22 protein-coding genes are annotated in these 25,044 nt (G+C 49.0%); 8 read left to right on the top strand and 14 right to left on the bottom strand.

The window, feature by feature from the left end; genetic code table 11:
- The 4 genes from JWG39_RS14350 to JWG39_RS14335 form a co-directional block, all read right to left on the bottom strand.
- Nucleotides 1–511: sodium:solute symporter family transporter (locus JWG39_RS14350; RefSeq protein WP_275889018.1), on the bottom strand; the 511-nt coding region annotated here is incomplete at its 3' end.
- Between the two features lies 1 nt (nucleotide 512).
- Nucleotides 513–746, bottom strand: coding sequence for a hypothetical protein (locus JWG39_RS14345; RefSeq protein WP_205220120.1), 234 nt, complete (start codon nucleotides 744–746; stop codon nucleotides 513–515).
- 16 nt (nucleotides 747–762) lie between these two features.
- A complete protein-coding gene (locus tag JWG39_RS14340; protein ID WP_205220119.1) occupies nucleotides 763–1,113 on the bottom strand; it encodes a nitrous oxide-stimulated promoter family protein in 351 nt (116 codons plus the stop codon).
- The gene (locus tag JWG39_RS14335; protein WP_240192153.1) at nucleotides 1,113–1,634 is read right to left on the bottom strand and encodes a shikimate kinase; all 522 of its coding nucleotides are present in this window, start codon (nucleotides 1,632–1,634) and stop codon (nucleotides 1,113–1,115) included. The genes JWG39_RS14340 and JWG39_RS14335 overlap by 1 nt, the downstream gene beginning before the upstream one ends.
- A 434-nt stretch (nucleotides 1,635–2,068) precedes the next feature.
- On the opposite strand from JWG39_RS14335, the gene JWG39_RS14330 reads away from it, so the two are divergent.
- From JWG39_RS14330 to JWG39_RS14315, 4 genes are all read left to right on the top strand, one after another.
- Nucleotides 2,069–2,398 carry a hypothetical protein gene (locus tag JWG39_RS14330; RefSeq protein ID WP_205220117.1) on the top strand — a complete coding sequence of 110 codons (330 nt, stop codon included), beginning with the start codon at nucleotides 2,069–2,071 and terminating at the stop codon, nucleotides 2,396–2,398.
- A gap of 6 nt (nucleotides 2,399–2,404) precedes the next feature.
- A complete protein-coding gene (locus JWG39_RS14325; protein ID WP_205220116.1) occupies nucleotides 2,405–3,523 on the top strand; it encodes a DUF4388 domain-containing protein in 1,119 nt (372 codons plus the stop codon).
- A gap of 72 nt (nucleotides 3,524–3,595) precedes the next feature.
- Nucleotides 3,596–4,321 (top strand): DVU0298 family protein, encoded by a 726-nt coding sequence (locus JWG39_RS14320; protein WP_205220113.1) that lies wholly within the window; start codon nucleotides 3,596–3,598, stop codon nucleotides 4,319–4,321.
- A complete protein-coding gene (locus JWG39_RS14315; RefSeq protein ID WP_205220111.1) occupies nucleotides 4,305–5,069 on the top strand; it encodes a nitrilase-related carbon-nitrogen hydrolase in 765 nt (254 codons plus the stop codon). Before JWG39_RS14320 ends, JWG39_RS14315 begins: the two co-directional genes overlap by 17 nt.
- Before the next feature lie 57 nt (nucleotides 5,070–5,126).
- Here JWG39_RS14315 and JWG39_RS14310 read toward each other — a convergent pair whose 3' ends face one another.
- A complete protein-coding gene (locus JWG39_RS14310) occupies nucleotides 5,127–5,963 on the bottom strand; it encodes an SDR family NAD(P)-dependent oxidoreductase (RefSeq protein ID WP_205220109.1) in 837 nt (278 codons plus the stop codon).
- Between the two features lie 564 nt (nucleotides 5,964–6,527).
- Between JWG39_RS14310 and JWG39_RS14305 the strand changes: the two genes are divergently transcribed.
- A complete protein-coding gene (locus JWG39_RS14305) occupies nucleotides 6,528–7,373 on the top strand; it encodes a PHP domain-containing protein (RefSeq protein ID WP_205220108.1) in 846 nt (281 codons plus the stop codon).
- Between the two features lie 4 nt (nucleotides 7,374–7,377).
- Here the strand turns inward: JWG39_RS14305 and JWG39_RS14300 are convergent, their stop codons facing one another.
- From JWG39_RS14300 to JWG39_RS14290, 3 genes are all read right to left on the bottom strand, one after another.
- Complete coding sequence (locus JWG39_RS14300; protein WP_205220107.1) at nucleotides 7,378–9,189, bottom strand: YcaO-like family protein; 1,812 nt, start codon at nucleotides 9,187–9,189, stop codon at nucleotides 7,378–7,380.
- 876 nt (nucleotides 9,190–10,065) lie between these two features.
- Nucleotides 10,066–11,370 carry a (Fe-S)-binding protein gene (locus JWG39_RS14295; protein WP_205220106.1) on the bottom strand — a complete coding sequence of 435 codons (1,305 nt, stop codon included), beginning with the start codon at nucleotides 11,368–11,370 and terminating at the stop codon, nucleotides 10,066–10,068.
- Nucleotides 11,371–11,380: 10 nt separating this feature from the next.
- Nucleotides 11,381–12,781, bottom strand: a complete 1,401-nt coding sequence (locus tag JWG39_RS14290) for an FAD-binding oxidoreductase (protein ID WP_205220104.1) — start codon at nucleotides 12,779–12,781, stop codon at nucleotides 11,381–11,383.
- Between JWG39_RS14290 and JWG39_RS14285 the strand changes: the two genes are divergently transcribed.
- Both JWG39_RS14285 and JWG39_RS14280 read left to right on the top strand, forming a co-directional pair.
- Nucleotides 12,774–13,043 (top strand): hypothetical protein, encoded by a 270-nt coding sequence (locus tag JWG39_RS14285; RefSeq protein ID WP_205220100.1) that lies wholly within the window; start codon nucleotides 12,774–12,776, stop codon nucleotides 13,041–13,043. The two genes, JWG39_RS14290 and JWG39_RS14285, sit on opposite strands and share 8 nt — an antisense overlap.
- A gap of 389 nt (nucleotides 13,044–13,432) precedes the next feature.
- Complete coding sequence (locus JWG39_RS14280) at nucleotides 13,433–13,993, top strand: cob(I)yrinic acid a,c-diamide adenosyltransferase (protein ID WP_205220099.1); 561 nt, start codon at nucleotides 13,433–13,435, stop codon at nucleotides 13,991–13,993.
- 213 nt (nucleotides 13,994–14,206) lie between these two features.
- Here the strand turns inward: JWG39_RS14280 and JWG39_RS14275 are convergent, their stop codons facing one another.
- The 6 genes from JWG39_RS14275 to JWG39_RS14250 all read right to left on the bottom strand — a co-directional run bounded on the left by JWG39_RS14275 (nucleotide 14,207) and on the right by JWG39_RS14250 (nucleotide 23,362).
- A complete protein-coding gene (locus JWG39_RS14275; protein WP_205220098.1) occupies nucleotides 14,207–14,767 on the bottom strand; it encodes a DUF4125 family protein in 561 nt (186 codons plus the stop codon).
- A 187-nt stretch (nucleotides 14,768–14,954) separates the two neighbouring features.
- On the bottom strand, nucleotides 14,955–17,438 hold the full coding sequence (gene hpsG, locus JWG39_RS14270) for a (2S)-3-sulfopropanediol dehydratase (protein WP_205220097.1): 2,484 nt from the start codon (nucleotides 17,436–17,438) through the stop codon (nucleotides 14,955–14,957).
- A 492-nt stretch (nucleotides 17,439–17,930) separates the two neighbouring features.
- On the bottom strand, nucleotides 17,931–19,295 hold the full coding sequence (locus JWG39_RS14265) for a sigma-54 interaction domain-containing protein (RefSeq protein ID WP_205220096.1): 1,365 nt from the start codon (nucleotides 19,293–19,295) through the stop codon (nucleotides 17,931–17,933).
- 89 nt (nucleotides 19,296–19,384) lie between these two features.
- Nucleotides 19,385–20,314 carry a (2S)-3-sulfopropanediol dehydratase activating enzyme gene (hpsH, locus tag JWG39_RS14260; RefSeq protein WP_205220095.1) on the bottom strand — a complete coding sequence of 310 codons (930 nt, stop codon included), beginning with the start codon at nucleotides 20,312–20,314 and terminating at the stop codon, nucleotides 19,385–19,387.
- A gap of 87 nt (nucleotides 20,315–20,401) precedes the next feature.
- Nucleotides 20,402–22,288 (bottom strand): TRAP transporter large permease, encoded by a 1,887-nt coding sequence (locus tag JWG39_RS14255; protein WP_205220094.1) that lies wholly within the window; start codon nucleotides 22,286–22,288, stop codon nucleotides 20,402–20,404.
- 30 nt (nucleotides 22,289–22,318) lie between these two features.
- Complete coding sequence (locus JWG39_RS14250; RefSeq protein WP_205220093.1) at nucleotides 22,319–23,362, bottom strand: TRAP transporter substrate-binding protein; 1,044 nt, start codon at nucleotides 23,360–23,362, stop codon at nucleotides 22,319–22,321.
- Between the two features lie 620 nt (nucleotides 23,363–23,982).
- On the opposite strand from JWG39_RS14250, the gene JWG39_RS14245 reads away from it, so the two are divergent.
- The gene (locus tag JWG39_RS14245) at nucleotides 23,983–24,828 is read left to right on the top strand and encodes an amidohydrolase family protein (RefSeq protein WP_205220092.1); all 846 of its coding nucleotides are present in this window, start codon (nucleotides 23,983–23,985) and stop codon (nucleotides 24,826–24,828) included.
- Nucleotides 24,829–25,044 lie beyond the last annotated feature (216 nt).

Raw genomic sequence — 25,044 nt, 5'->3', positions numbered from 1 at the left:
TTCCCCCGAAGATCACGAATAATCCCATTAACAGAGTTGCTGTTGCCAATGCAAAAAGCGGCGATATTCCCAGTGCCGACTGGAGAATGGCCATGGCGGCAAGATATTGTGCAATAACATGGATATACATGCCAAGAGAATTGAACGTGCTGCTGTAATACTGGAAGTTTCGACCGAAATAGTGGCCGAGAAACTCCGCCACGGTGGTAACTTCTTCGCGGCGCAGGGCGGTGGCAAAGAGCAGGCCGAGCAACAGGCAGGAAAGGCCGCTGCCGAGGGTGAATATCCATGCTGCGATGCCCACATCGTAGGCAGTTTGCACGGTACCGATGGTGGATACGCCGCCGATAATGGCCCCCATAATGACCCAGGAGACCTGAGTGGAATTGAGGGCGCGGCCGGCAACGGAAAAATCGCGACTGCTTTTTATGGTGCGGCCAGCCCGCAGAGCACCGGCCGTGAAGAGGGCAAAACAGAGAATAAAGATAAAAGTGCCAGCGGAGATTTCCATATTATTCGACTTTCGGCAGGGTGTGGCTGTTTGTGGGCAGCATCTCATCGGCTCTCTGTCCGTACATGGTTCTCAGCATGAAACAGAACGCTTTAAGAAAGGTCAATGGTTTGGAAACAGCCTCTCTTTTTGAGATATCGCGTCGCTGTAACTGCGCGATGCAACTGCGGAAAAAGAATGTCTCAATCAGCGTGCTGCCGATCAGACCGGACGAGTCGGAAATGAGTATGTTCATGGTGCTCTCCTCTATTTTACGGTGCGGATGTTTTCTTTTTCCCTGTTTTACCGATGCAGTCAAAAAAGTGTTGCAGAGTGAGCCCTGGGTGGTGCAGTGCCATTCTCATCCCCGTCCTGCTCATTATCTTACGCATCTCCTCACGCCTGCCCCGGCTGTAGCAGTGTACCTGACAATTCTGGCAGGCGGGTTTGCTGGCCTCGCCGTGAACACAGTTTTTGAGACGGTTTTCCGCGTAATTGAGCAATTCCTGGCAGTGGGGACAGATTCCTCTGCCACCGTGTTCCCGGCAGCAGTAAAGTGAAATAATTGCCCGCATGGTTTTTAATTCACGCTGAAAACGTTTTGAATCATCGGTAAAAGGCATTATTTTTCCCTGGAAAAAAAAGCAGCGACGCGATGGGCTATCTCTTCGGCGGCCTCATCCTGGTTGCAGTATCTGCAGTCTACCGTAATTTCGGCGTATTTTTTGTAGAGGGCTGCGCGTTCGACAAAGAGGTCTTCGATACTCTGATCAGGGCGTCTGGCGATGCCACGGCTGTCGTAATTATGCACTCGGGCGTGCAGCGTGGCCATGTCTGTTTCAAGGAAGACAACAATACCATTCTCCAGCAGATGCCCCATCCCTCTTTCACTGTAGGGAACGGAACCTCCGGTGGCTATAACGTGGTGGTTCAACTTTACTTCGAGAATGACTTTTTCTTCCACTTCACGCAAATACATGTGGCCGTCATTATCAACAATATCCTGCAGCGTGCGTCCACAGTGATTCTGAATGAGAATATCTGTGTCGATGAATCGCATGGCAAGCAGTTTTGCCAGGAGTACCCCAACGGTGCTTTTGCCAGAACCCGGCATTCCGATGAGAACAATATTTGATCTTTTCATGTTCATTTTTGACTTTCTTGTAAAGAATGTTTTTTAAAAGAGAACTGAAATCCCGTGATGGAATCGCTCGACGATAATACAGCACAAAACCGCTGCTGGCAATTTCAAGGACTCCTTCAGTCGTCAATTTTCAGGAAGCCTGCCTTCAGCTGCCTGTTTATTACCTGCACTGCCGCAAGCGAACAGGCGGCGAGCAGGGTGCCACCGAGAAAGACAAACCATGAAAATCTGCCGTCAATCCGGCGTATCTCGGGAAAAATCCGGTGGCGGTCAGTCCTGCTCCGGTTATTACTCCACCTTGCCCACTTGTCGAAAGATAAAAAAAACGGTAAATCAAGGGGAGAATAAGTTTTTTGGGTGAAATAAAGAAGGGTTTCTGCTCTGGCCTTGCGGAATTTCCGGAGGAAAATCAGAATGATACAGAGAGGATTTATATGAACGTGCTGGACAAATTGGGCGAGTGGATAGAATCTACCACAATGCATCAACAGATACAGGCTTTTGATATCTCAGGATTAGTGCATAATCCTTATTTTATTATCCCTTTCGTAATTTTCCTGTTGTACAGTCTCTGGAAAAAGAATTGGATCAGTCTCTTCCTTGCTGCAGTTTTTGGCGGGATCTGGTACATCCTCAGTACTCCTTATATGGGCGGATTTGTGAATGGAATGGAGATCGATCAGACGAAGATTTTACCCTTGTTTTTTGGTGGTGCTGTTATTGTGGGAATTATTGTGATAATCCTGTTTGGACGATCTGAGTAACGGCGAATGATGGACACAATCGACGAATGTAAAGATGGTATTTTCGTTATCACTGAGATTGATCACTGCCCGCTTTATATCCTGGGGGAAGAGTTTCACGTCAAAAACGGCGTGTTGCGACTGCCCCCCGGCAAACAGACCTGCCTGGTTCTTGCTCAGGACATTATACGGATTTCCTCTGCGAAGGATTCTTTTGTGATACAGGTTCCAGGACGGAAGAAGCCTTCGGTATTCAACTGCTCCGGCTGTAAGGAAGGAATGATTCGTTTCAGTTATCGAAAGATAAAAGATTTTGGTGCTTCTTTTGGTACTTCACAGATGAAATTGCTTATCTATAGACAAAATCACAGTAACTCTTTGGAATCTCAAATTTATTTTGGCATGCTGCGCAAGGTTAAGGTCTTCTCGGCTCTCAGTGACCAGGAGTTGCAGGAGATTGCGGATATGTTGCGTTACAAGGAGTTCCAGGTTGCAGAAGTCATTGCAAAGAAGGGCCAACAGGGAATGCTTTTGCATATTCTGCTGTCAGGGAATGCGAAGGTTGTCGATGAGAAGGGGCTTGTCCTGGGTGAAATAAAAGAGGGCGATGTCTTTGGTGAGATGAGTCTGCTTTCAGAAGATCATATCAGCCAGACAGTGCGTGCGGAGACTCCCTGCAAGGTTGGAATGCTCGAAAAGGATGACTTCAAGTTGCTCCTCAACCGCTATCCGACTCTGCAGCATTATTTTTATAAACTGCTTGTCTCCCGTATTAATGAGGGAAACCGCTGCCACAGGGTTGAACTCTCTTCGGGGATGGTCGGACAGCTCTCTGACATTTCTCCCGTGGAGCTTTGTCAGATGATTAACTCCAATCAGAAGACCGGTCGTCTCAACCTTGATTTCGAGAATTTTAAAGACGGCAACCGCGGGACCATGCTTTTCAATGAGGGCGAACTGGTGGGGGCCGAATTCGGAGACCTGACAGGAAATGAGGCCTTCTATCGCATGCTCAGCAGTGAAATTGGCCGCTTTCGTTTTCTTCCCGGACTCTCCCGTGAGGAGAGTCGTCTCGAGGTGGTCGGCAGCTTTATGGGGTTGTTGATGGAGGGGATGAAATATATTGACGACTCCATGGATAGATGATGCACTTGTCAACTTCTCTGCGATGGTTATCTGTTGTTGAAACAACAACTCGATTTCAACGCAGAGGAGAATATGTCCAGTCGGAGAGATTTGAAAAATGAAGTTGTAGAATTCCTTAAAGGTGATATCAGTGGCGGATTCGGTCCGTTGCTGACCCGTCCCGCCAGGTTATTGATTAATCCACTGTTTAGTGCCATTTGTCATCCGCTGGAGAGAGTCCGCTGGCATGCGGTCTCCGCCTTCGGCGTGGTTGTTTCGAAACTTGCTGACGAAAATCTGGAAGAAGCGCGTGTTGTCATGCGTCGGCTCTTGTGGAGTCTCAATGACGAATCCGGCGGAATCGGCTGGGGCGCACCGGAATCGATGGGAGAGATCCTTGCGCAGAGTGAGGCGTTGCGTCGCGAGTATCTGCATATGCTTCTCTCTTATATGCAGGAAGACGGCGAGGAATTATTTCAGGACGGGAACTACCTTGAACTTCCGATGTTGCAGCGTGCGCTGTTGTGGGGACTGGGAAGGGTGGCGGAATGCTTTCCCGAGTTGATGCGACAGCAGATTCATCTGCCGGACCTCTGCTGGTATCTCGAATCCCCCGATCGCCAGGTGGCGGCACTGGCTCTGCGCCTCTATAAATTGATCGGGGTGAATCCGGGAGCAAAAATGCTGGCGCTTTTTACTCATGACCAGACGTTGGAGTTCTACAGTGCCGGTATCATTGAATCCGTGAAAATTGCCACACTGGTGGCAGAGGTTAACGCTTTACCGGAGAGTACTTTTTATCATGAAAGAAAAGTGTAACCGCGTTGGATTCCTGCAGCAGCCAGTGGTTTCAGGCGAGATTGAGACCAATGTCGCCTCGCTGAAGAAGGCACTGGAGAAGGCGGCTCCTGTTCGGGAGACGATGTTGCTACTGCCGGAACTGTGGGCGAGTGGCTTCTGTCATGAGAGCATGGACGAGGTGGCGGCAGAGACCCCCTCTCTTCTGCAGCAGACAGCAGAACTCGCCGCACGTTATGGTATTGTGCTGGCGGGAACATTTGCTGAGGTGGCCGGAGAAAAATTCTACAATAATTTCTACCTCTGCAGCGAGGCCGGGGTAGCAGGTCCTTCGAGTAAACAGCATATCTTTCCCGGAGAGGAGCGCTCATTTGTTCAAGGGGCGGAGCCACCACAGCTGATACAGGCCGGTGGATTGCAGGTCGGCGGGTTCATCTGTTTTGATCTGCGGTTTCCCGAGGTGGAGCGCAGCTTGGCAGCGCAGGGGGCTGATCTCCTGCTTTGTTCGGCGCAGTGGCCGGAGATGCGCATTGACCACTGGCTGGCACTGTTGAAGGCCCGGGCAATTGAGAATCAGATTTTCCTTGTTGCCTGCAATGGTTGTTATGAGTCGGGCGGGGTGGTGCTGGGCGGCAACTCGGTAGTTATTTCACCCTTTGGAGAGATTCTTGCGCAGGGGGGAGTGGGGCAGGAGAGTGCCAGCGTCACCCTCATCTGGAGTGAGATGGCCGACATGCGCAGTCGATACACCAGCTGGCGGGTCGGGTGACAGTCTGTTTGATCGCCTTTTGAAAAAGGCAGCTGAAGATGCCTTTTCCCCGCAATCCTATAGAATACTTTTCGGCATTGGTGGAACCCGCCGGGCACCAAGACTCAAGCCGCCATCCATCTTGACCACTGAACCTGTCATATAGGTGGCCTGCACGGCGAGAAAATAGACTGCGTCCGCCACCTCTTCGACAAAGGCCGTGCGCCGCAGCAGCACCTCGTTCAAGATCTCTTCCTGCTTCTCCTGTCCGAGAGCTGTCCAGCCCCGTGTTCCCTCACCATGACGATTCTGGACGAGGCCAAGCATCAACTCGTTTACGCGAATCCGGGGAGCTGCTTCCCGCGCCCACTCTTCCGTCATGCTGCGTATGGAACGGTTTGCGGCGGAATATCCGTCACTGTACAGCATGCCGACCGCACCGCTGCGGCCGGTTTCCGCAGCCACTGAGGAAATGTTCACGACGGCGCTTCCCTCGACTTCACCTGCCTGCATAAGCGGGAAGCAGTGGTGGAAAAGGAGCCATTTTGCCTTCATGGTGGTGTTGACCTCCCTGTCCCACTGGTCGATATTATGGGGCAGGTCGTAGCTGCCGTGTACCACTGGCATGCCGCCGCGCTCTATATTATTGATAAGAAAGTCGAGGCGGTCACCGGTGTCCTCAATTGCCTTACGGATGCGCAACACCTCACTTTTGTGCCGCAGATCGGCGCTGATGGTGGTGAAGCCCCAGCCCTGTTCGATAAATTCGTTCCGCATTTCTTCAATTGATTCAGGCCAGTCAAAGACTGGCAGCAGCAGATGTGCGCCGTTGCGGGCAAATTTACGGGCAACAGCACGGCCGATGGGGCGGGACGCGCCGGGGATAAGGACAAGTTTGTCTTTTAATTCAAGCATATTTTTCTCAGATATTGAGGAAAGGGACGATCGTTACAGTAAAAAATTTATCCTCCGACAAAGCGAGGAACGAGACGTCGAGATATCAATCATATACCTGCGGTAAATTTCTTCCTGTGCCTCGAATATGAACGAAATACAAGATTATTCAAGATAACCATAAGAGAATGCCCTTGTGGTTGAATTCGGTCTGTTGCCTGCTTTGAGGTAATTGATATATTAGAGCGTAGAATGCTCAACTCCGACTTTTGAATGACGACCAAAGTTGATTAATAATTCTGGTGCAATCTACGGCTTAACTTCGGATACAAACGTTTTCGTTTAATGCGTTGTCCCTGTTCGTGAAAATTCGTGTCCATTCGTGGTTACAAACTACAGAAGGAACCACGGATAAACACGAATTATTACTCATTATTAATCGCCAAAAAAGATGTTCAGGCAGTCGCGTTCTCTGGTTAATACAAAGTGTAAATGGTATTACGTCAACACGTGAAATCTGAAATTATAGTGGAAATATTCGCCAGGCAGGCGTAAAAGTAAAGGAAAAACTGGAAATTAACTGATATGAGCATCGATTTACACATGCACAGCTGCTGTTCTGATGGAACCTGTACTCCAGGTAAGCTGGTACGTCTTGCAGCAAAGCTGAAACTGAGCGCCATTGCGCTGACGGATCATGATACCACTGAAGGGTTTGAACGGGCAGTAACTGCGGGTCGGGAGTGTGGGATAGAGGTAATTCCCGGCGTGGAGTTGAGCACGCACTGGAAGGGAAAAGATGTACACCTGCTCGGCTATCTTTTTGACGCAGACGAGCCTGACTTTGTCAAGGGGCTTAAGTGGATTCAGGACGGTCGAGAGACGCGTAACGAGGAGATCGCGGTGAAACTGCGTGGTCTGGGGTACGATATCGCCATTGAGGAAGTGCTGGAAAATGCGGGGGGGGGAATGGTTGGCCGTCCACATTTTGCCAGGGTGCTGCAGGCCAGGGGTATTGTCTCCTCCCTTGAGGAGGCCTTTACCACCCTGCTCGGCGCAGATAAGCCCGCCTATGTTTCGCGTCGCTCTCTGGGCGTGGCTGAGGCTATCGCCATGATTCACGGAGCTGGCGGCCTTGCGGTGGTCGCCCATCCTTTTACCCTCGGTTATCTCCCCCTTGAGTTGCACCGTGAAGTGGGACTGATGCACGACGCCGGGCTTGACGGTCTTGAGGTTATCTACCCCAAACACTCCCGCCAGTTTCGTAAACAGCTGCGGCGGCTGGTGAAGGAATTTAACCTTGTCGCCACCGGCGGCAGTGATTACCACGGCAATAATCGACCGGGGACCAGTCTTGCAGGCGGGAAAAATATGGTGCCGGATGAAGTGCTGGTTGATCTGCGGAAGCGGTGGAAAGCGCAGTTGCAGTGAGCCCTCAGCTTTCTTTTTTCTGTCCCTGCAGTATCTCACGATAGCGGTACCACATCTTCTCAATATCTGCCTGCGGTTCGGACAATTCGGCAAAACTGCCGTTTTTAGGGAACTCAAGTCCTGGAAAACGTATCGCACCGCTGAAAATCTTCTCTGCATGAGTCCGTTCTTCATGGGAAAAGGCGGCCTGCAGGACCTCTTCATATCCTTCCTGTTTTCCCTCAATCTCTATTCCTGCCAGGAGTGACAGCAGACGGTATGTCCGTGCCTCTCCGGGCGGCAGCATGCCGTATTCTGCTGTCCATTGACTCCAGCGCTGAACTTCGGCCCAGGTTTCAACGCGTTCCGAGTCGGCCACTCTGCGGCTGCACATCGACAGCCACACCATTGCTTTGAACTGGCCAATGGTGAGGCGTTTCCATGCGGTGTTTTCGGCGAAGACGATTCCGAGAAGATCGCCGACATATTCTGAATCGCCCACCTCAAGTTCCTCAAGGCGACGCAGCAGGTTCCCGAGTTTTTTCCCTTTCATGCCGATAATGTACGGGAATTGAAGTCTTATCCAGGAAGCCCGGTTACGGTTGGCGTAAAGCAGTTCATCGACGGGATAGACCTCCGACATTCCTGGCACGACAATCTGACAGGCGGGCAACGGAAAACCCTCAATTTCAAATACATATCCAGTATGACCACTGTTTTCGAGCATCTGCCGCAGTCGGTTGAACTCTACCCGGCTGTCTCCCTCAAATTGCCACGGGGTGAGGTCACACTCATAATCCGCCTCTCCGCTAAAGATGTGCAGAGGCACTTCACCCACAGAGTTGATGAAGTGTGAGGCAAGATTTTCCGAGGCAGCATACCGTTCCATCTGCATGGTGGGTGGCGGGAATCCCTGCAGGGTGTTGGCGCTGCGTCCCTGAAAAATCTCGTTAATGGTACGGGAGAGAGCAACGTCGAGGCGCGGGCTGCAGCCGAAGGAGGCGAAGGCTCCACCATCCGCCGTGAGCAGCAGAACGGCTACCACCGGATACTGGCCGCCGAGGGAGGCGTCTTTTACTTTGACCAGGCAGCTTTTACGCAATTCGGCTATCTGTGCTGCCACGGCGGGAAATTTTTCCACTTCTGCCGATGGAAGATCAGGCAGGGCGATTGCCTCATCGATGACTCGATATTTGACGTTCCGTTCAAAAATTTCACAGAGTGCCTGATTCAGGCATTCATGGCGGCTGTTGCCTGCAGCCATGCCGTTGCTGAGGTAGAGATTGGTGAGCAGGGCGAGGGGGAAATTGACCGCTTCGAGCTCTTCATCAGCTTCGTCTACGGCAGAAAGAGGTGTAAAGGGCAGGGCGATAATGCCGCGGTCAAGGTCGTCAAAGTTATGGTCGAAAAGTTGTCCCGGGGTGATTTCGTGTTCAGTATCATACCATTCCAGTAACTCAGGAGTGAGCAGGCGTTTGTCGACTTTCTGCCGATGCAGAGGTTTGCGCAGGTCACCGGGGTGCAGGCAAACCTCATTGGGATGAAAAAAGAACTCTCCCTGCGGATCAGGCAGGGCGTAGTCGGTAAAAAAGAAGCCGGTGGCGAATCGCTCCACAAACTCGCCAAGGGCGGAGGCCTGGCTGGCTTCGGCGCTGCAGCCTTTTCCGTTGGTGGTCAGCAGCGGGCATGCTTCGGACTGCAGGTGATGCGACCAGCTTCCAGGCAGGCCTTCCTTTTCGCTGACAAAGGTGAGGTGAATACCACACGCGGCGAAGTCAGTTTGCACCTTGTGGATGGTTGAGGTAAAGGGGGCATCTTTTTCTGCGGGGTTGTTCATGGTAACTCAGGGTAGAGGTGCTTTGGGGAACTGCAAGGCCTTCACTATAGGTGTTCTGTAAAGGAAGGAAAAGAGAGAAAGAAAAAAGGAGAAAGGAGACAGGAGACAGGAAAAAGCAAAAGGCTCCGTAGAGACGATCAATTTGGGCATCTCCAGCACAATGGACGTTTCTACCATGAGATCAATTTTATATCCTGTTTATCCGTGTCCATTCGTGATTCCTTTTGCATTTTGTAACCACGAATGGACACGAATTTTCACGAACAGGGACAACGCATTAAACGAAAACGTTTGCATCCGAAGTTAAGCCGTACAGTGCACCAGGAGTATTAATCAACTTTGGGAGTCATCCGAAAGTCGGGGTTGAGCGTTTTACGCTCTCATATTCCGTGCTTTCCGTGTCTTCCGTGGTTTACCTGGAGCATGAGAACAGACCCTGCTCCTTATGGGCCGATAAGCAGAAACAATACATTGCCATAGTTCTCATGCAGTTTGCTACCACGGAAAACATCAATTACCTCAAAGCAAATAATACCATTTACATTTTGTATTAACCAGAGAATGCAAGTAAAGATAGAACAACAGCAATTCTCTGTTTAATTTTAAAATTTTTTGCCTTTATTCGCATGTTTAGAGCTTTTATTCGTTGGCAAAAAGTTTTTCGCTGTTCCGTCTTTTGCTTTTCCCTGTCTCCCGTCTCCTTTCTCCTGTCTCCCATTCCCCTGCCTTTACATTCGCCAATAGAAAGTGAAAATGGCATTGAGTACGGTCATAACTTAATAGGAATGGTATTATATCTGCAGAAAGGTTGCGTAAAAAAAGGCGAACGGGAAAACCCGTTCGCCTTTTCTGACTGGTGTTGTCGCTGGACTATTTTTACTTGATCTTCCCGCCTGCCCGCAGGGAGTCGGCCAGCATCTCTACAACGTAACGCATCTTTTCAGGAGATTCGTGCTGTTTGAGGTTGTCCTGAATATGCATGATACAGGTGGGGCAACCGGTGGCGACATAATCCACATGGGCATCCTGGATGTTTTTCACTTTGTGGTTGTCAATTTTGATGGCAGTGTCGTAGTGGGTTATGCAGTAACTTCCTGCGGAACCGCAGCAGACGGCAGCATCTTTCATCTCATGGAATTCCACTCCGGGAATTCGCTTGAGGATGTTCCGAGGCTGTTCACGTACACCCTGTCCGCGTACCAGGTGGCATGGGTCATGGTACGAAACTTTATACGGCAGTTTCCCAAGATCACCTTCCTCGAAGGTGATGTTATTTTCGATGAATTCGTGAATATCATAGACCTTGCCGGTGAAGGCCTCCAGCTCGGGGGATCCTTCTACAAACTGTTTTATCTCTTTTTTCAGAGCGAGCCCACAGGAGGAGCAGGCGACAACGATGGCGTCAAGGTCGTAGCTCTGGAAAAGATCATAGTTGAACTGCATCAGGCGGCGTGCACCCTCGTAGTCGCCATTGGCAAGTACCGGCGTACCGTTACAGCGCTGCTTTTTGGGAATAACCACCTCATAACCGCAGGCAGTGAGGATTTCGACCACTGAGGTTACCACGTTGGTATAAATCAGGTTTCCGGCACAACCGGTGAAATAACCGACCCGCATCTTCTTTTTTCCTTTCGCCGGGATGACTTCCGGGTAGAGACTCTGGCCGGTTTTCAGCGCCATTTCAGGGAAAAAACGACGTTTGGAAAACCCGAAGAGGGGAAAAAGGTGGCGTACCGGATTGTTTGGTCCGATACCGAAAAAGGAGCGCTGGGCAAGCCCAACCATTTTCGCACCGAGGGTAATCGGCCATTTGCGCCAGAGGAGTTGACGGAAGAGGAGTGCTTTGAACCAGTGGAGACCCTCTTTTGTGGTGATATACCAGCGCATGCGCAATACGACTTCTTCTGGTTTTACTCCAGCCGGACAGTTGGCTGCGCAGGTCTTGCAGTTAAGACATTCATTGATTGCCTGTTTAACACGGGCGGTAATCTCAATATCTCCAGCGACGAGTTTTTCCGCGAGTTTATTTTTACCACGGGCGGAGAAAATTTCGTTGCCAAGTTCTTTAAAAACCGGGCAGACGTTGCGGCATTTGCCACACTTCATACACTTGTCGAACTCTTTCGTTGCCTCGGCGAGATGCTGCCGGGCCTGTTCCTGAATATTTTTCTGAATATGCATGGCTCCTCCCTCAGGCTGCCTGAACGGTGTCTTGTGGCATGTCGAACATCTTTCCCGGATTGAGCAGATTTTTCGGGTCGAGAGTTTTCTTCACGGCCTGCAGTAGAGCAATGCCTTCATTGCCTATCTGGTCAGCGAGGAAAGGTTTCTTTTCAAGACCTATTCCGTGCTCTCCGGAGATGGTTCCACCGAGATCAATGGCAAGCTGAAAGAGCTCTTTTACTGCTTCATGAACACGCGCTGTCTCATCTGCGTCTTTGGCATCGTAGAGAAAAGTCGGGTGCATGTTGCCGTCACCGGCATGTCCGAAGAGACCGATATCAAGTTTATATTTTTCAGCAAGTTGAGATACACCTGCCACAATTTCCGGAAGTTGAGAGCGCAGAACGGTGGCATCCTCAAGAATGAGGTTCGGGCGTACGGAAGCAAGGGCGTTGAGGCAGACTCTTCGTCCTTCAAAGAGATTATCGCGCTCCCCGGCGGACTGGGCGATTTTGAACTTTCGCACCTTGTTTTTTTCCGTCATCTTTTCCACTTTTGCCATCTCTGCTTTGGCGGAATGCTCTTCACCGTCGCACTCAATAATGAGTACGGCTTCTGCGTCCCGCGGCAGACCACAGTCCTTGAAATCCTGAATGGCATTAATGGCTTTGTTGTCAATAAACTCCAGGGTGGAAGGGGTAACGCCTGCCGCAATAATGTCAGAAACACACTGGGCTGCATCCCGCAGGGTTGTGAAGATTGCCAGTGCGGACTCGCGGTGGGCCGGAATGGGCATCAGGGCAAGGGTAATCTCCGTAACAACTCCGAGAAGTCCTTCTGCCCCCACAAAAACACTTTCCATGTTGAAACCGGCAACGTGTTTCACACATTTAGAACCAATGGTGACAATATTCCCCTGGGGAAGAACTACCTTCATCTCTTTCACGTAGTTCTTGGTGACACCATACTTCAGCCCACGCAACCCACCGGCATTTTCGGCCACATTTCCGCCAATGGAAGAGAAACTGACGCTGCCCGGATCTGGAGGATAGAAGAGGTTGAATTTGGCAATTGCCGGGTCGATTTCTGAAGTGGTGAGTCCTGCTTCCACTGTAATAAGACGGTTTTCCGGGTCGATGTGGAGGATCTTGTTCATTTTATCCATACTGAGAACAATTCCTGATTTGTGAGGAATTGAGCCTCCGGAAAGTCCACTTCCCTGACCTCTCGGGGTTACCGGAATCTCTTCCCGGTACGCAAATTTCAACAGTTCGCTGACGTGTTCTGTTGTCTTTGCAAAGACAACAACTTCGGGCGTAATCTCAACAGGTGAAGCATCATAACCATAGACGAGAAGATCTTCCGGTTCGGTGAGAACTTCCTCTTTGCCAAAAATATTCTGCAGCTCTTGAATCTGGGATGTGTTCATTGCGGTTTCTCCATTAAAAAGAAATCTGAGCGATACCCCGCTGTTGCAGCGGGATGTTTTGGTGGTGTCAGTTGCACATCTGAAAACCTTGAAAAGACAAAATCCTTACAACTGCAAGTCAATGCTCTGTGCCAAAAAACAGGAAAAACAATATATTACAATTGGTTCAACCAAAGTATTAAATACCAATATTGCTGTCAAGTTAATAATGAAAAGGGGATTTAGAGAGGTAAATTGTCTTTTTGGCTCTTTAACTTATTGATAATATAGAAATATTTTTGAGAAATAAAATTTCTAGAAGGAATTATGGGAATTAAAAAACTACGGTTTTTTGTCATACCATAAAGATGGCTTTATGGGTGCCTTGAATACTGATGAGCAGCCTTCCAGACTGAACAGAGATCTTTAGTGGGAAGAATTTTGCAGAGTACGGCAGAGGTCTGTTTTTTTGAGAATTGCTGTGTAAAAGGTTTTCCGGAAGCGCAGGAGAAAGGCCATATCTTTCGTTGATTTCAGGTGGTACAATTAACGCTGTGCAGATGTACAGGAAACTCTGTACAGAATTTTCGCTCCTGATTTGGTATCCATGTAAGCGCACTTTTTCCAGCGGGACCAATTGAACCGCAACACATTTCACTATGGAGGATTGCAATGAAAGTCTATACCGGTGGTGGAGATAAAGGGACAACTTCTCTTTTTTCCGGAGAACGAGTGTCAAAATATTCACCACGTCTTGAAGCCTATGGTGATATCGATGAATTTAACTCTGCAGTGGGCCTGCTCAAAGCGCTCCTTCCTGAGGGCCTTGAGCAGGTAGCGGAGCAGCTTAACGTTATTCAGATACGCCTTTTCCAGGCAGGAGCATGGCTTGCCACCCTGCCTGGTTCCAGTGCCATTAAATTTTTGGAAGATTTTCCTGAATCTCATGCAAAAGGGCTGGAGCAGGATATTGACGCTTTTTCGGAAGAACTTCCAGCGCTGAAGAAATTCATTCTTCCAGCAGGACACCAGGCTGCGTGTCAGGCACATATGGCTCGAACTATCTGCAGAAGATGTGAACGAAAAGTCACATATTTTGCAGCCAAAGAGGACTGTGAAGGAACCCCCATGCCAGCAATTCTGGTATATTTTAACCGTCTCTCCGACTACTTTTTTGTCCTTGCCCGTTTCATCAATAAAAAGTGCGATACTGATGAAACAACAATGGAGTAAGGGAGGAACAGCCTGCTTCTTTACATGATCGACGTTTTTCGACATGGCTCTCCATGAAAAAAGGGATCGGTCAGGAAATAGAATTTCTCAGGGGGAGTTCCCTTCTGATGATGGTCTGCGACCCGGTTGATATTCTCCACTGCAGGCTCACCCTCTGCAAACAGGTGGAGTGAAAATTCTTTTTACTGACCAGACTCCTTTTTTTTTACGTTTTTATCCAAGCGCTTTTTCAAGGTCATGAAGAGAGTTATGACCCGCAGCGACGGCCATGTTTTCCCAGGTTTTTTCCACCGGATTTTCCCCTTTTGCTTCATAATCCTGAAGAAGCTCAGCGTAAAGTTCAAGGGTTGTATTGTCCCAGGTTTCCAGTTCTCCGCGCAGATACGTTGCAAAAGAAGTTGCATTGCCTGAATCGACGCTGACCGGACGGGCACGGCGATGGAGGTTGGGGTATTTCTCTTCCGTTTCTCTGTTCCATGCGGTCTGCATGGTAACGATCTTGTCAATACAGGGGGATTTACTTTGCGGTGGAATGAGATTTTCCATCCGTGCATATTTGCTGGTGATAAGATTGACACCTTTATCTTTCGCTTCAAGCAGGTGCGTGCGGTAACTCTCCAGCATTGCCGGTGTCCAGATGGAGAAGGTGACAGAACGGTGGAAACGAAAACCCTGCGGATCCTGTTGACAGGAAGATGGTTCGCGAGATTGAACGGCAAGAAACATCTCAGTTTCCAGTTCGACAACTTCTGAAATCAACTCTTTCGTGTTCATATATTTCCTCTGTTGTTTCAACTAAACCACACATCGATGGTTTTCAACTGTTCGTTTTAAATAGAGTTCTGAGAAATAAAAAAAGGATGGTGCAGGTTTTTAAACCTGTACCATCCCTTTTATTGGATTCCTGTTCAACGGCTCTGTTCTGAAGCTGCACTCAAGAGTGCAGCTTTGTTCAACAGTCTCACACTCTTTCGTGAGCCGTCCGGCGGATCAGGTCATTCTGGAGATCCGGGGAAAGGTCTACGAAATATGCGGAGTATCCTGCAATCCGTACAATCAGGTTGCGGTATTTTTCCGGATCTTTCTGAGCTTTAACCAGTGTGTCTTTGTTGATGACATTGAATTGTACATGCCACAGTTTAAGGTCAACAACAGTTCTGATGAAGGAGATCAGTTTATCAGTTCCTTCTTCGCCTTCAACACACTTCGGAGTGAATTTGATGTTGATCAGGCGGGCCGCACGGTCACGCATGCCATAGTTCTTGGTTGTGAAGTTTGACATGAGAACGGCGGTCGGACCGTGTTTGTCTGCACCGTGAGAAGCAGAGGAACCATCCGAGAGAGCGGTTCCAGAGAGACGTCCGTTCGGAGTAGCACCAACCACGCGGCCGAAAGGTACGTGAGAGGTGAAAGGTACGTAACGTACATCGTTGTGCATACCCATCTCTTCGCCATATTTTTTTGCATATCTTACGTTGATGGCGTCGATTTCTTTCCCTATGGAGTCTGCATAAGGATCATCGTTTCCGTAGCAGGGAGCGCTCATAAGCAGCTGGCGAACATCTTCTTTCCCTTCGAAGTTGCAGTCACATGCTTCAATGACTTCCTTGAGGGTAATTTTTTTATCTTCGTAAACATACTTTTTAATGGCTGCAAGAGAGTCAACCAGAGTTCCAATACCCATGTGCTCGAAGTATCCAAGCTCAATCCCCTCGGGGATATGTTGGGAATGGAGGTCCATTAGATGTTTCATGCAGAGGTCATGCATTGCAGAACCCATGGGTTGTGCAAAGTGCTTCGGACGAATTTTATTGATGGTGTATTGCTGATAGAATGCAGTTCTCAAGAAATGCTTGTGTTGTTTAACATACGCATTCCACAGGTCGTCCCAGGTTTTAAAGGTACTCGGATCGCCAGTTTCAATGGAGAGTTGTTTGTCTCCCCATTTCAGCATTTTACCGTTGTGCAGGGTCATTTCGAGAGCTGCAACAAAGTTAATGTAGGCACCACCGGAGGTGTAGGTATCCCGGTTTGGCATACGGGCTTCAGCACAACCAGAGACAGCGTAGTCGAGAGCTTCTTCAAAGGTTGCCCCTTTGGAAACATAAAGAGGTACAACTTCTTCATCATTGAGCAGTTTCGGGAAACCGGCACCATCTTTGATTGTTTCTGCAATGTCAGCAAGGAAACGCTCGGGAGAACGACTGTGAACCCGTGCGGCGAGGTCCGGATAGTGCATCGGGAACTCACGTTTGGATTTCAAGAAAATGTAGCTCAGTTCGTTGGTAGCGTCACGGCCATCAGGAGTTTGTCCACCGATGGTTACAGCTTCCCAGTGAGCATAGCCTTCGTTGAAAGCGCTGCCGGTGGGGGAGATGTAGAGGTCAAGAGTTTGAGCCATGGCAACCCAGATGCACTCGAGCAGTTCCATTGCCTGTTGTCCGTTGATGACACCAGCTTCTTTGTCAGCTTTGTAGAAGGGATAGAGATACTGGTCCATACGACCGTTAGAAATAATGGTTCCGGTCTTTTGTTCAAAACGGGAGAACATTTGCGTGAACCATTGAGACTGAACAGCCTCCTGAAAGTTCCGTGCGGGATACTCAGGTACACGTTCGCAGATTTCTGCCATTTTGAAGAGCTCAGCAGTACGTTTTACATCAGTCTCTTTTTCAGCCATTTCACGGGCAAGAACCGCATGACGGTTGGCCCAGGTTTTAATGGCGTCGCAGGTGATGATAATTGCCTCAAGGAAGGGCTTTTTATCTACGGCATCAATGGGAGAAAGAGGGTCGAGTTTCTCCATTTTTTCTACTGCTTCGTCACGGATGCCTTTGAAACCACGCTTGAGGATCTTTTCGTAGTCATGGACCCATTGGATAGAAGAGCGGAAAGAAGAGGTTTCATTAACGAGGAAGCGGGAAGTGAGGCCATCTTTATCATCGTAGGTCAAGCCATGAACATCTTCAGGCAGACATGCATTGAGGTCTTCATGGTAGGTTCTGCCCTTCCAGTAAGGAGCGATTTCCTCAGTTGCAATTTTTGCATCTTCCGGGCTGATTCCGAAGGGAGACTCTTTTCTGCTGGGAAGATCTTTTACAGCAATATCAAGAAAGTCACCGTCAAGTTCCGGATAGAGCATTCCGTAACGTCCGGCGTAACCACCACGACCACAGATGAGGTTGTCTTTATCAATATAGACGTCAATGTTTTCTGCGATATTCTTCAAAGCTTTTGCCCATCTGAGGCAAAGCATTTCACCTTCGGTCTCTTGCATTGAACGGGTGAAATAGAGGGCACGCTGAATGTCAATCCAGGGGCGGGTGTTATCGAAAGATTCAAGAATTTTAAAAACACGCTCGTGGGTTGCGCGGTATTTGTCTTCTTTTCCTGCGATTTGGTCTTCCAGACGTGATTCCTGGGGAGAGCAGCATGATTGATTCATAATAAGCTCCAGATTGAATTGTAAAATTTCGGTCGATTCCCGGCCGTATTGATCAAAAAGATGTGGACAGATTGTCCCTGTTTCATTTTCTGTTTTCTTATTAGCAATTGGCATGCCACTGCAGGATTATTTTTCATTCTATGTGTTAAAAAAATTCACACAAAATCCTGGAGAATTTTAAAACAGCTCTAATGTGCTGAAAATATGAGGGAAAAGTAAATCTGTCTTGAGAGGACCTCTACTTCAGAGGTTAAAATGAATGGTGAAGGGTAAAACGAAGGTGGAAAAACCGAAAAGTTAACAAAGAGAAGAATTCAGGGAGCCATCTTTAATGTTGCAGCATTGCAACATTAAAGATGGAACGGGTATAAAATCGTGTGAAATCAAGCAGATAATAAAAATATTGCATTTATGCAACTTGAGGTGCATAAATGCAACTGCTCTCTGGCTGCAATATATTCATACATCACATTGTTTTACGTATAAAAAGTGTCAGTGCATCTTGCGAAAAAGGGTGGAGCGGTTAATTCCGAGTACCCGTGCAGCTTCTTTAACAGAACCCTGTTTGTCAATGGTCTGTTGAATGACACGCTTTTCAAGATTGTGCATGATCTCTTTAAGGGAATGTCCGGAGGAGGAGAGCATGCCGGATGAAGAACGGTCGGACGGGGAGACACCCATGCTCGGCGGGAGCTGCCCGGGGAGAATTTCTTCTCTCTCACTGGTGACGACGAGGCTCTGAATAAGGTTTTCCAGTTCACGGATATTGCCGGGCCAGTTATAGGTGAGAAAGAATTTAAGGGTCTCTTCAGGACAGATTACATCCTTATTATACTTGTTGCAGAAGCGGGTAAGAAAATGATCTACGAGGTGGGGAATCATCGCTGGAGTCTCGCGCAGTGGCGGAATATTCATCACGGCCACCCGCAGGCGGTAGAAGAGGTCGGCGCGGAAATTGCCTTCCTTTACCTCTTTTTCCAGGTTGCGGTTGGTCGCTGCGATAATGCGCACATCCACCTTGCGCGGTACTGAAGAACCCACCGGCATGACCTCTTTATCCTGCAGAACACGCAACAATTTGGCCTGCATGGTGAGCGGCAGTTCACCGATCTCATCAAGGAAGATAGTTCCCCTGCTGGCAATTTCAAAGTGGCCCATCTTGCCGGTTGAGGAAGCGCCTGTAAACGCCCGGGGAGCATAGCCAAAGAGCTCGGCTTCAATTAAATTTTCCGAGATGCTGCCGCAGTCCACTTTGAGAAAAACTTCGTTGCGGCGTAAACTGTTGCGATGTGCCATACGGGCATATCGATCTTTCCCGACTCCGCTCTCCCCCAACAGCAGGATGGTGGCATCTGTAACGGCAACGCGCGTGATTAATTCAATGATGTTCTGTACCAGCGGATCTGTATATACCCCGTCTTCGCTGCCCTCCTGCAGGGCCTCGCGCTGGCCGTGGTAGATGGAGACAAGGCGGCGCTGCTCAAGAATCTCTTCGCGCATCTGACCGATAAGGGTGACATCCCGCACAATCGTGATGACCAGGGTGATTTTACCGTCATTAAAGACAGGATATCCACGCAGGACAACGCGTTTCCCGTCCTTGAGATTTTGCACGGTAGTGACGGGTTTTTGCTTTTTTATTACCTCGGGATGAACAGCGACATCGAATATCCCAAGATGAATCAAATCGTGGATATTACGCCCGATCAGTTCATTTGCTTTGAGCCCGGTGAGTTTTTCATACATGGGATTGACATGCAGGGTAATCCCTTCCACGTCAGTGAGGTAGACGCCATCGTCAAGAGCGGCAAGAATATTTTCTATATTGTCGGCGAGAATGTCATTGTGATCTTTCATAGGCAGGCGTCAGAGGGAAAGGCGGGGAAGATTTCTTCCCCGCCGGACTTGTAGAAGGTACCCAGAAGCTGTGATGGCGCAGACAGCTCTCATTTAATAATAGCGCGGGGGTGTTGTCCCGCGACCTGTTGCAAAGCCTCAAAGGTTTCCTGGGGAAGGGTGATGTCGCCGAGCAGGTATTCCCGTCCAGTGTTGACATATTTCTGCTGTCCGAGTCGATGGTAGGCAAGTGGTTCATACTCAACATCGTGGCCTTTGAGGAAATCGACGACAGCCTGGATATCTTCCACAGTGTCGTTGAATCCAGGAACCACCGGGGTGCGCACGCGTATCTTCATTTTCGGAAAGGCTTCACGCAGTGCCTTGAAATTTTCCAGAATCAGGGTGTTGTCAACCCCGGTGAACTCCTTGTGTTTCACGGGGTCTATACATTTGATGTCCATGAGAATGTAATTGAGGTATTTGGCTGCTTCCAGAAATACTTCTTTTTTCACCAGACCTGCTGTCTCGATTGCTGTTTTCAGGTAGCGGTGTTTGGCTTCCTTGAGCAGGGCAATGGCAAATTCAGGCTGGGCAAGCGGTTCTCCTCCGCTGAGGGTAAGTCCGCCGCCCGAACGGGTATAGAAGGAGGCGTCGCTTTCCACTTCGTCAATGACATCCATCACCTTCATCTTTTCCCCATAGGGGCTGAGGGCACTTGAGGGGCAGACCTCTGTGCAGGCAAGACACTGGTTGCAGAGCTGCCAGTCGATATTAATTTTGTCGTCTTCTCCCCGGGTGATTGCTCCTGCTGTGCAGACCTCTGCACAGTGGGAGCATTCACTGAGGGTGATGCATTTGGTTCGGGCGTAGGCCAGCTGGGGGGTAAAGGATTGCGATTCCGGGTTGGAGCACCAGCGACAGGAGAGGGGGCATCCTTTCAGAAACACCACTGTGCGAATGCCGGGGCCGTCATGTACGGAGTACTTTTGAATATTAAAGACCCAGCCTGTTGTATTTTGAATTTCGTCTGAAGTCATGAATTTCCTCTATCTGTTGCGTGGAGGACAGCAGTTCTCCACTTTATATGCAGAGCTGAGAGGAGGTCTCTCCTCTCAGCTCTGTTATCAGTGAACCAGCAGAAGTGGAATTGCTGGAATATAGGTGATCAGTAAAAGTACAGCAAGCATTATGCCAATCATCGGAAGAACTACCCTGGAGAGATCTTCGATCTTGGCATTGGCAACACCACTTGCCACGAAAAGGTTCACTCCAACCGGTGGCGTAACAAAACCGACAGCCAGGTTGACAACCATGATGATACCGAAGTGAACGGGGTCTACACCGATCTGTATGACAATGGGCAGCAGGATTGGAGTGAGGATGACGATAGCGGCCAGTGCTTCCATGAATGTACCTACAACCAGCAGCATAACGTTGATCATCATCAGGATCATGTATTTATTGTCGGTGAGACTGAGCATCGCATGGGCGATGGTCTGAGGTACCTTCTCAATGGTCATGATGTAGCCAAAAATGGTTGCCATGGCCATTAGAATAATGACGATGGCGGAGGTGGAGCAGGCATCCATGATACAGGGAACAATGTTTTTCAGGTTCAGTTCACGGTAAATGAAAATACCAACTATCAGACCATAAAGAGCGGCAATGGCTGCGGCCTCGGTGGGGGTCAGCAGACCACCGTAGATTCCTCCAAGGATGATGACTGGAACCATCAGAGCCCATTTCGCATCCCAGAAGGCTTTGATAAAGGTTGCCACAGAACGTTTTTTCTGTACACCTTTCCATCCGCGTTTTTTTGAGTAGAAGTAGGTGAATACCATCAGTGAGACGCCGGTAAGCATGCCGGGAATAATCCCCCCCATGAAGAGCTTGCCGATGGAGACTTGTGCAGACACTCCATACACAACAAAAGGATTGGAGGGTGGAATCATAACGCCAATGGCACCGGCGGATGCGACGATTGCGGCGGAGAAGAATTTGTCATATCCCCGTTCAACCATGGCCGGAATAGTCAGGGAGCCGATGGCGGCAACAGTGGCTGGGCCGGAACCGGAGATGGCGGCAAAAAACATGGAGGTGGCGATTGCCGCAAGGGCGATTCCGCCAGGCAGGGAACCGAGAACTTCATCGGCAAGTTCAAGCAGGCGGCGGGAGAGGCCTCCGGCACCCATGAAAACTCCGGCTGCAATGAAGAAGGGGATGGCCATGATGGGAAAGCTGTCAATGGAGGTGAACGCGGTTTGCGCCACATAGGCGATGGGCAGTGTCCCCTGATTGATAATGGTCATGGTAGCCGCGAGGCCGAGACTGACAGAGATGGGAACCCCGATGATCAGATAAAGCAGGAAATAGCCGAAAAGAATGGTCAACGTGGAAAAACCGGTGGCGAAAAAGGCCGGAAGGGAGATGACAATAAAGAACAGTGCTCCTGTAAGCATGTCGACCCGGCTGCAGCATTTGCGATCCTTCCACAGATCCTGAAGGAGGCGGATACCCATCAATCCAAAACCGAAGGGCAAAATAAGATAGGGAAAAAAGTAGAGCATGCGCGTTCCCGGAGCGACCTGGGGAAATTCAAGCTGTTTGGAGAGGAGAAAAATCGACATGCAGAAGACAACTCCAACCAGGGAGAGGAAGCAGAGATTGACAACACCCCAGCTGATGCGCTGCAGCCGTTCCGGCAGGCGGTCATAAACAATATCCACACGGATGTTGTTCCGTTTCTTGATAGCTATGGGAATGGCGAGATAGGAGATCCAGATAAAAATAAAACGGGCCAGTTCCTCCGTCCAGATTGCGCCAGCGGCATTCGTCGAGAAGTGCGAACCTACATAGCGATAGAAGGCCTGAAAGCTGATAATAAAAATAATGGCGATCATCCCTGAGACGAGAAAAGGTTTCTCGAAATTCTCGTCAAGCCAGGAGAGCCAGCCTTTTTTCTTGCCGTCGTTGCCCTCAATGGGCAGTTCATGGGCATTAGCGGTTATCATAATGTGTCCTTACGAAAAAAAAGAAGCAGGTTATTCTGCAGTGGTTTTCTGTGCCGGAGTTGCAGGAATGTCTTTCTGGGTATCTTGCACCAGCTTGATAACTTCCGCAGGGATCTGATCGGCAAATTCGTCCCATATCGGACGGGTTGCTTTCTTGAACTCTTCCCTGTCAGCGGCGGTGAGATGGTAGATTTCGATGCCGCTGTCTTTAAAAGCCTGCTCCGCTTTCTTTTCGAGTTCGGCGGTGATGCCGCGCTGCCAGTTGAGAGCGTCGTGGGCGGAACTGAGGATGACCTCCTGGTCTTTTGTATCCAGGACGTCGAACTTGCGCTTGTTCATCATCATGATATGCATGGAGTAGTTATGCGCGGAGTTCGTGGCGTATTTCAGTGCTTCGGTGTGTTTGGCGTCGTTGAGCAGGGAAAAGGTATTTCCCTCAGCGTCAACGGTTCCCTGCTGCAGTGCGGTGTAGACCTCGCCCCAGGCAACCGGGGTCGGGTTCATGCCGAGTTTTGCGGCAACGGCTACTTCAACAGGTGAGGCGGTGGTGCGGACCTTGAGCTTTTTCAAATCAGCGAGGCCGTGTACAGACTTTTTGGCGGTAACAAAATTACGGTAGCCGTATTCGCTGTACATGATCGGTTTGAGGTTGATCTTTTCAGACTCTTCATCAAGATATCTGCCGAGTGGCCCGTTGTCGAGAGCGTCGTAGAGCTGTTGCTGATACTTTTGACTGGTGATGTAGGGAAGGTCAAAGACCATGAAGGCCTTGGAAAAGTTGGCCATGTTGGGAGAGGAACTGGAAGCCATCTCCAGAATTCCCTGCTGGGTGGATTCCATGGTGACGCGGTCAGAACCGAGAATGGCATTACCGAGAAGCTGAACCTTGATATCTCCATTTGAACGCTCTTCCACCAGCTCTTTAAACTTCTCGTAACCGAGGGTTACATTGTTGCCTGGTGCCATGGGATGGCACAGCCTCAAGACTGTTTTTTTCGCGAGGGCATTGCCCGCGCTGAAGAACATCCCTGCGGCGATGAGGGCCGCCAGAGTCTTTCTGCCTGATAAAGTCATGTCTCCTCCAGTGTAGAAATCTTGAGAAACCAGAAGTGGCTTCCATAAATATTACTCGGGGCAGAAAAAGCAATTGCAGTGCCAGTTCGAAAAAACTCTTTAATATTGTGCTGTTTTTTTGCTGAATGGGAATTCATTTAATTTTGGTATGTTGCAAATCCACATTGTATCTATCTGTTTTGGTGAGTGTATTAATCGAGTTTGGGATAGAGCTGAATTGATACAACTGAGAAGGATAACGGAAGGACGATTGACTGATAAAAATTCTTATTATCAAGTACATGAAAAAGGAATTTCTCGGAGGTGCAAAAATGCAATGCCTCTTATGGGTAACAGTGAGTGGTGAATATTAATTACTACAGAATAACAATAATATGCAATACAAGAGTTGCGTTTATGCAACACTGGTGCATAAACGCCCCAGCAGCGGTTTCGACAGTTTGTAATGTATCCCTTGAAAGCAGTGAATAAAAAAAATTTGTGTAAAAGGGCAGGATGTTGCCTGTGCTGAAGGAAGATTGATAACAGGCATATATCTTGCTGAATGATGATTCATCATTTCCCTGCAGGCAACGTATTTTCTGCCTGCGCAATCATCTCTTTTACGAAGGAGTTTTCCAATGAAGTCCATCGATTTTCGTTTTCGCCCAAACACTCCCGAGGTTGTTGACGGCATCGCCAACAGCTCCATGTTTGCCGGTCTCTGTAAAGCCATTGATTTCAGCAAACGGCCGAAAAAGTCCCTTGAAGATATCGTTAAAGATCTCGACAAGCGCGAGGTTGAGGTGGCAGTCATCACCGGCCGTGACTGTGAAAAGACCTATGACGTCCCCGCAAATAACAAAAGTGTGGTTGAATTTGTCAAAGCCTTTCCTGAAAAATTTATTGGCTTCTATGGCCTTGATCCCCATAAAGGGATGGGTGCTGTTCGCGAATTGACTGAAGCGGTAGAGCAGAAAGGAATGAAGGGTGCTGCAGTAGATCCATATCTCTCCCATCTCTATCCCAATGATGCCAAATATTATCCCATTTACTCCAAGTGCTGCGAGCTGGAGATTCCGATAATATTCACCACCGGTCCGGCGACTCTCGTTGATGGTGCGGTAATGGATCATGTTGCTCCGCGGTATATTGACTTTGTTGCCCGGGACTTCCCGGAACTGAAAATCGTTATCAGCCATGGCGGATACCCCTGGGTGAATGAGGCGGTTTTTGTTACTCAGCGTAACGCCAACGTGTATCTTGAAGTTTCTGAGTTTGAACTTTCTCCGCAGTCTGACATCTACATTAAAGCGGCTGAAACCATCATTCCGGATCAGTTCCTTTTTGCCTCTGCTCACCCCTTTGTTGAGCAGGAGACTGCATTGAAGATCTACAAAGAACTGCCATGGTCTGAAGAAACTTTGGAAAAAGTAATGTACAAGAATGCGAAAAAATTACTTGGTCTCTCAGTAGTGTCCGGTTAAGATTTTGCATGTAGAAAAAAATAAATTACAAGGAGAAGTTTTTTTCTTGACAAATAAGTGAAATTCCGAGTTTGCCCTCCTTAAAAGACTAATCTTCTAAGGAGGTTACGATGGATTTTGTAACTTTTCGCTCCCGGCGATATGCTGTCCCATCACAAACACACTTACTCAAACCAACAAAGCAGGCCTTGGTCAATGCACCACCGCTTCGATCAA

The sequence above is a fragment of the Desulforhopalus vacuolatus genome, assembly GCF_016918505.1.
Classification (GTDB): domain Bacteria; phylum Desulfobacterota; class Desulfobulbia; order Desulfobulbales; family Desulfocapsaceae; genus Desulforhopalus; species Desulforhopalus vacuolatus.
This window is presented reverse-complemented; position numbering and strand designations above follow the sequence as displayed.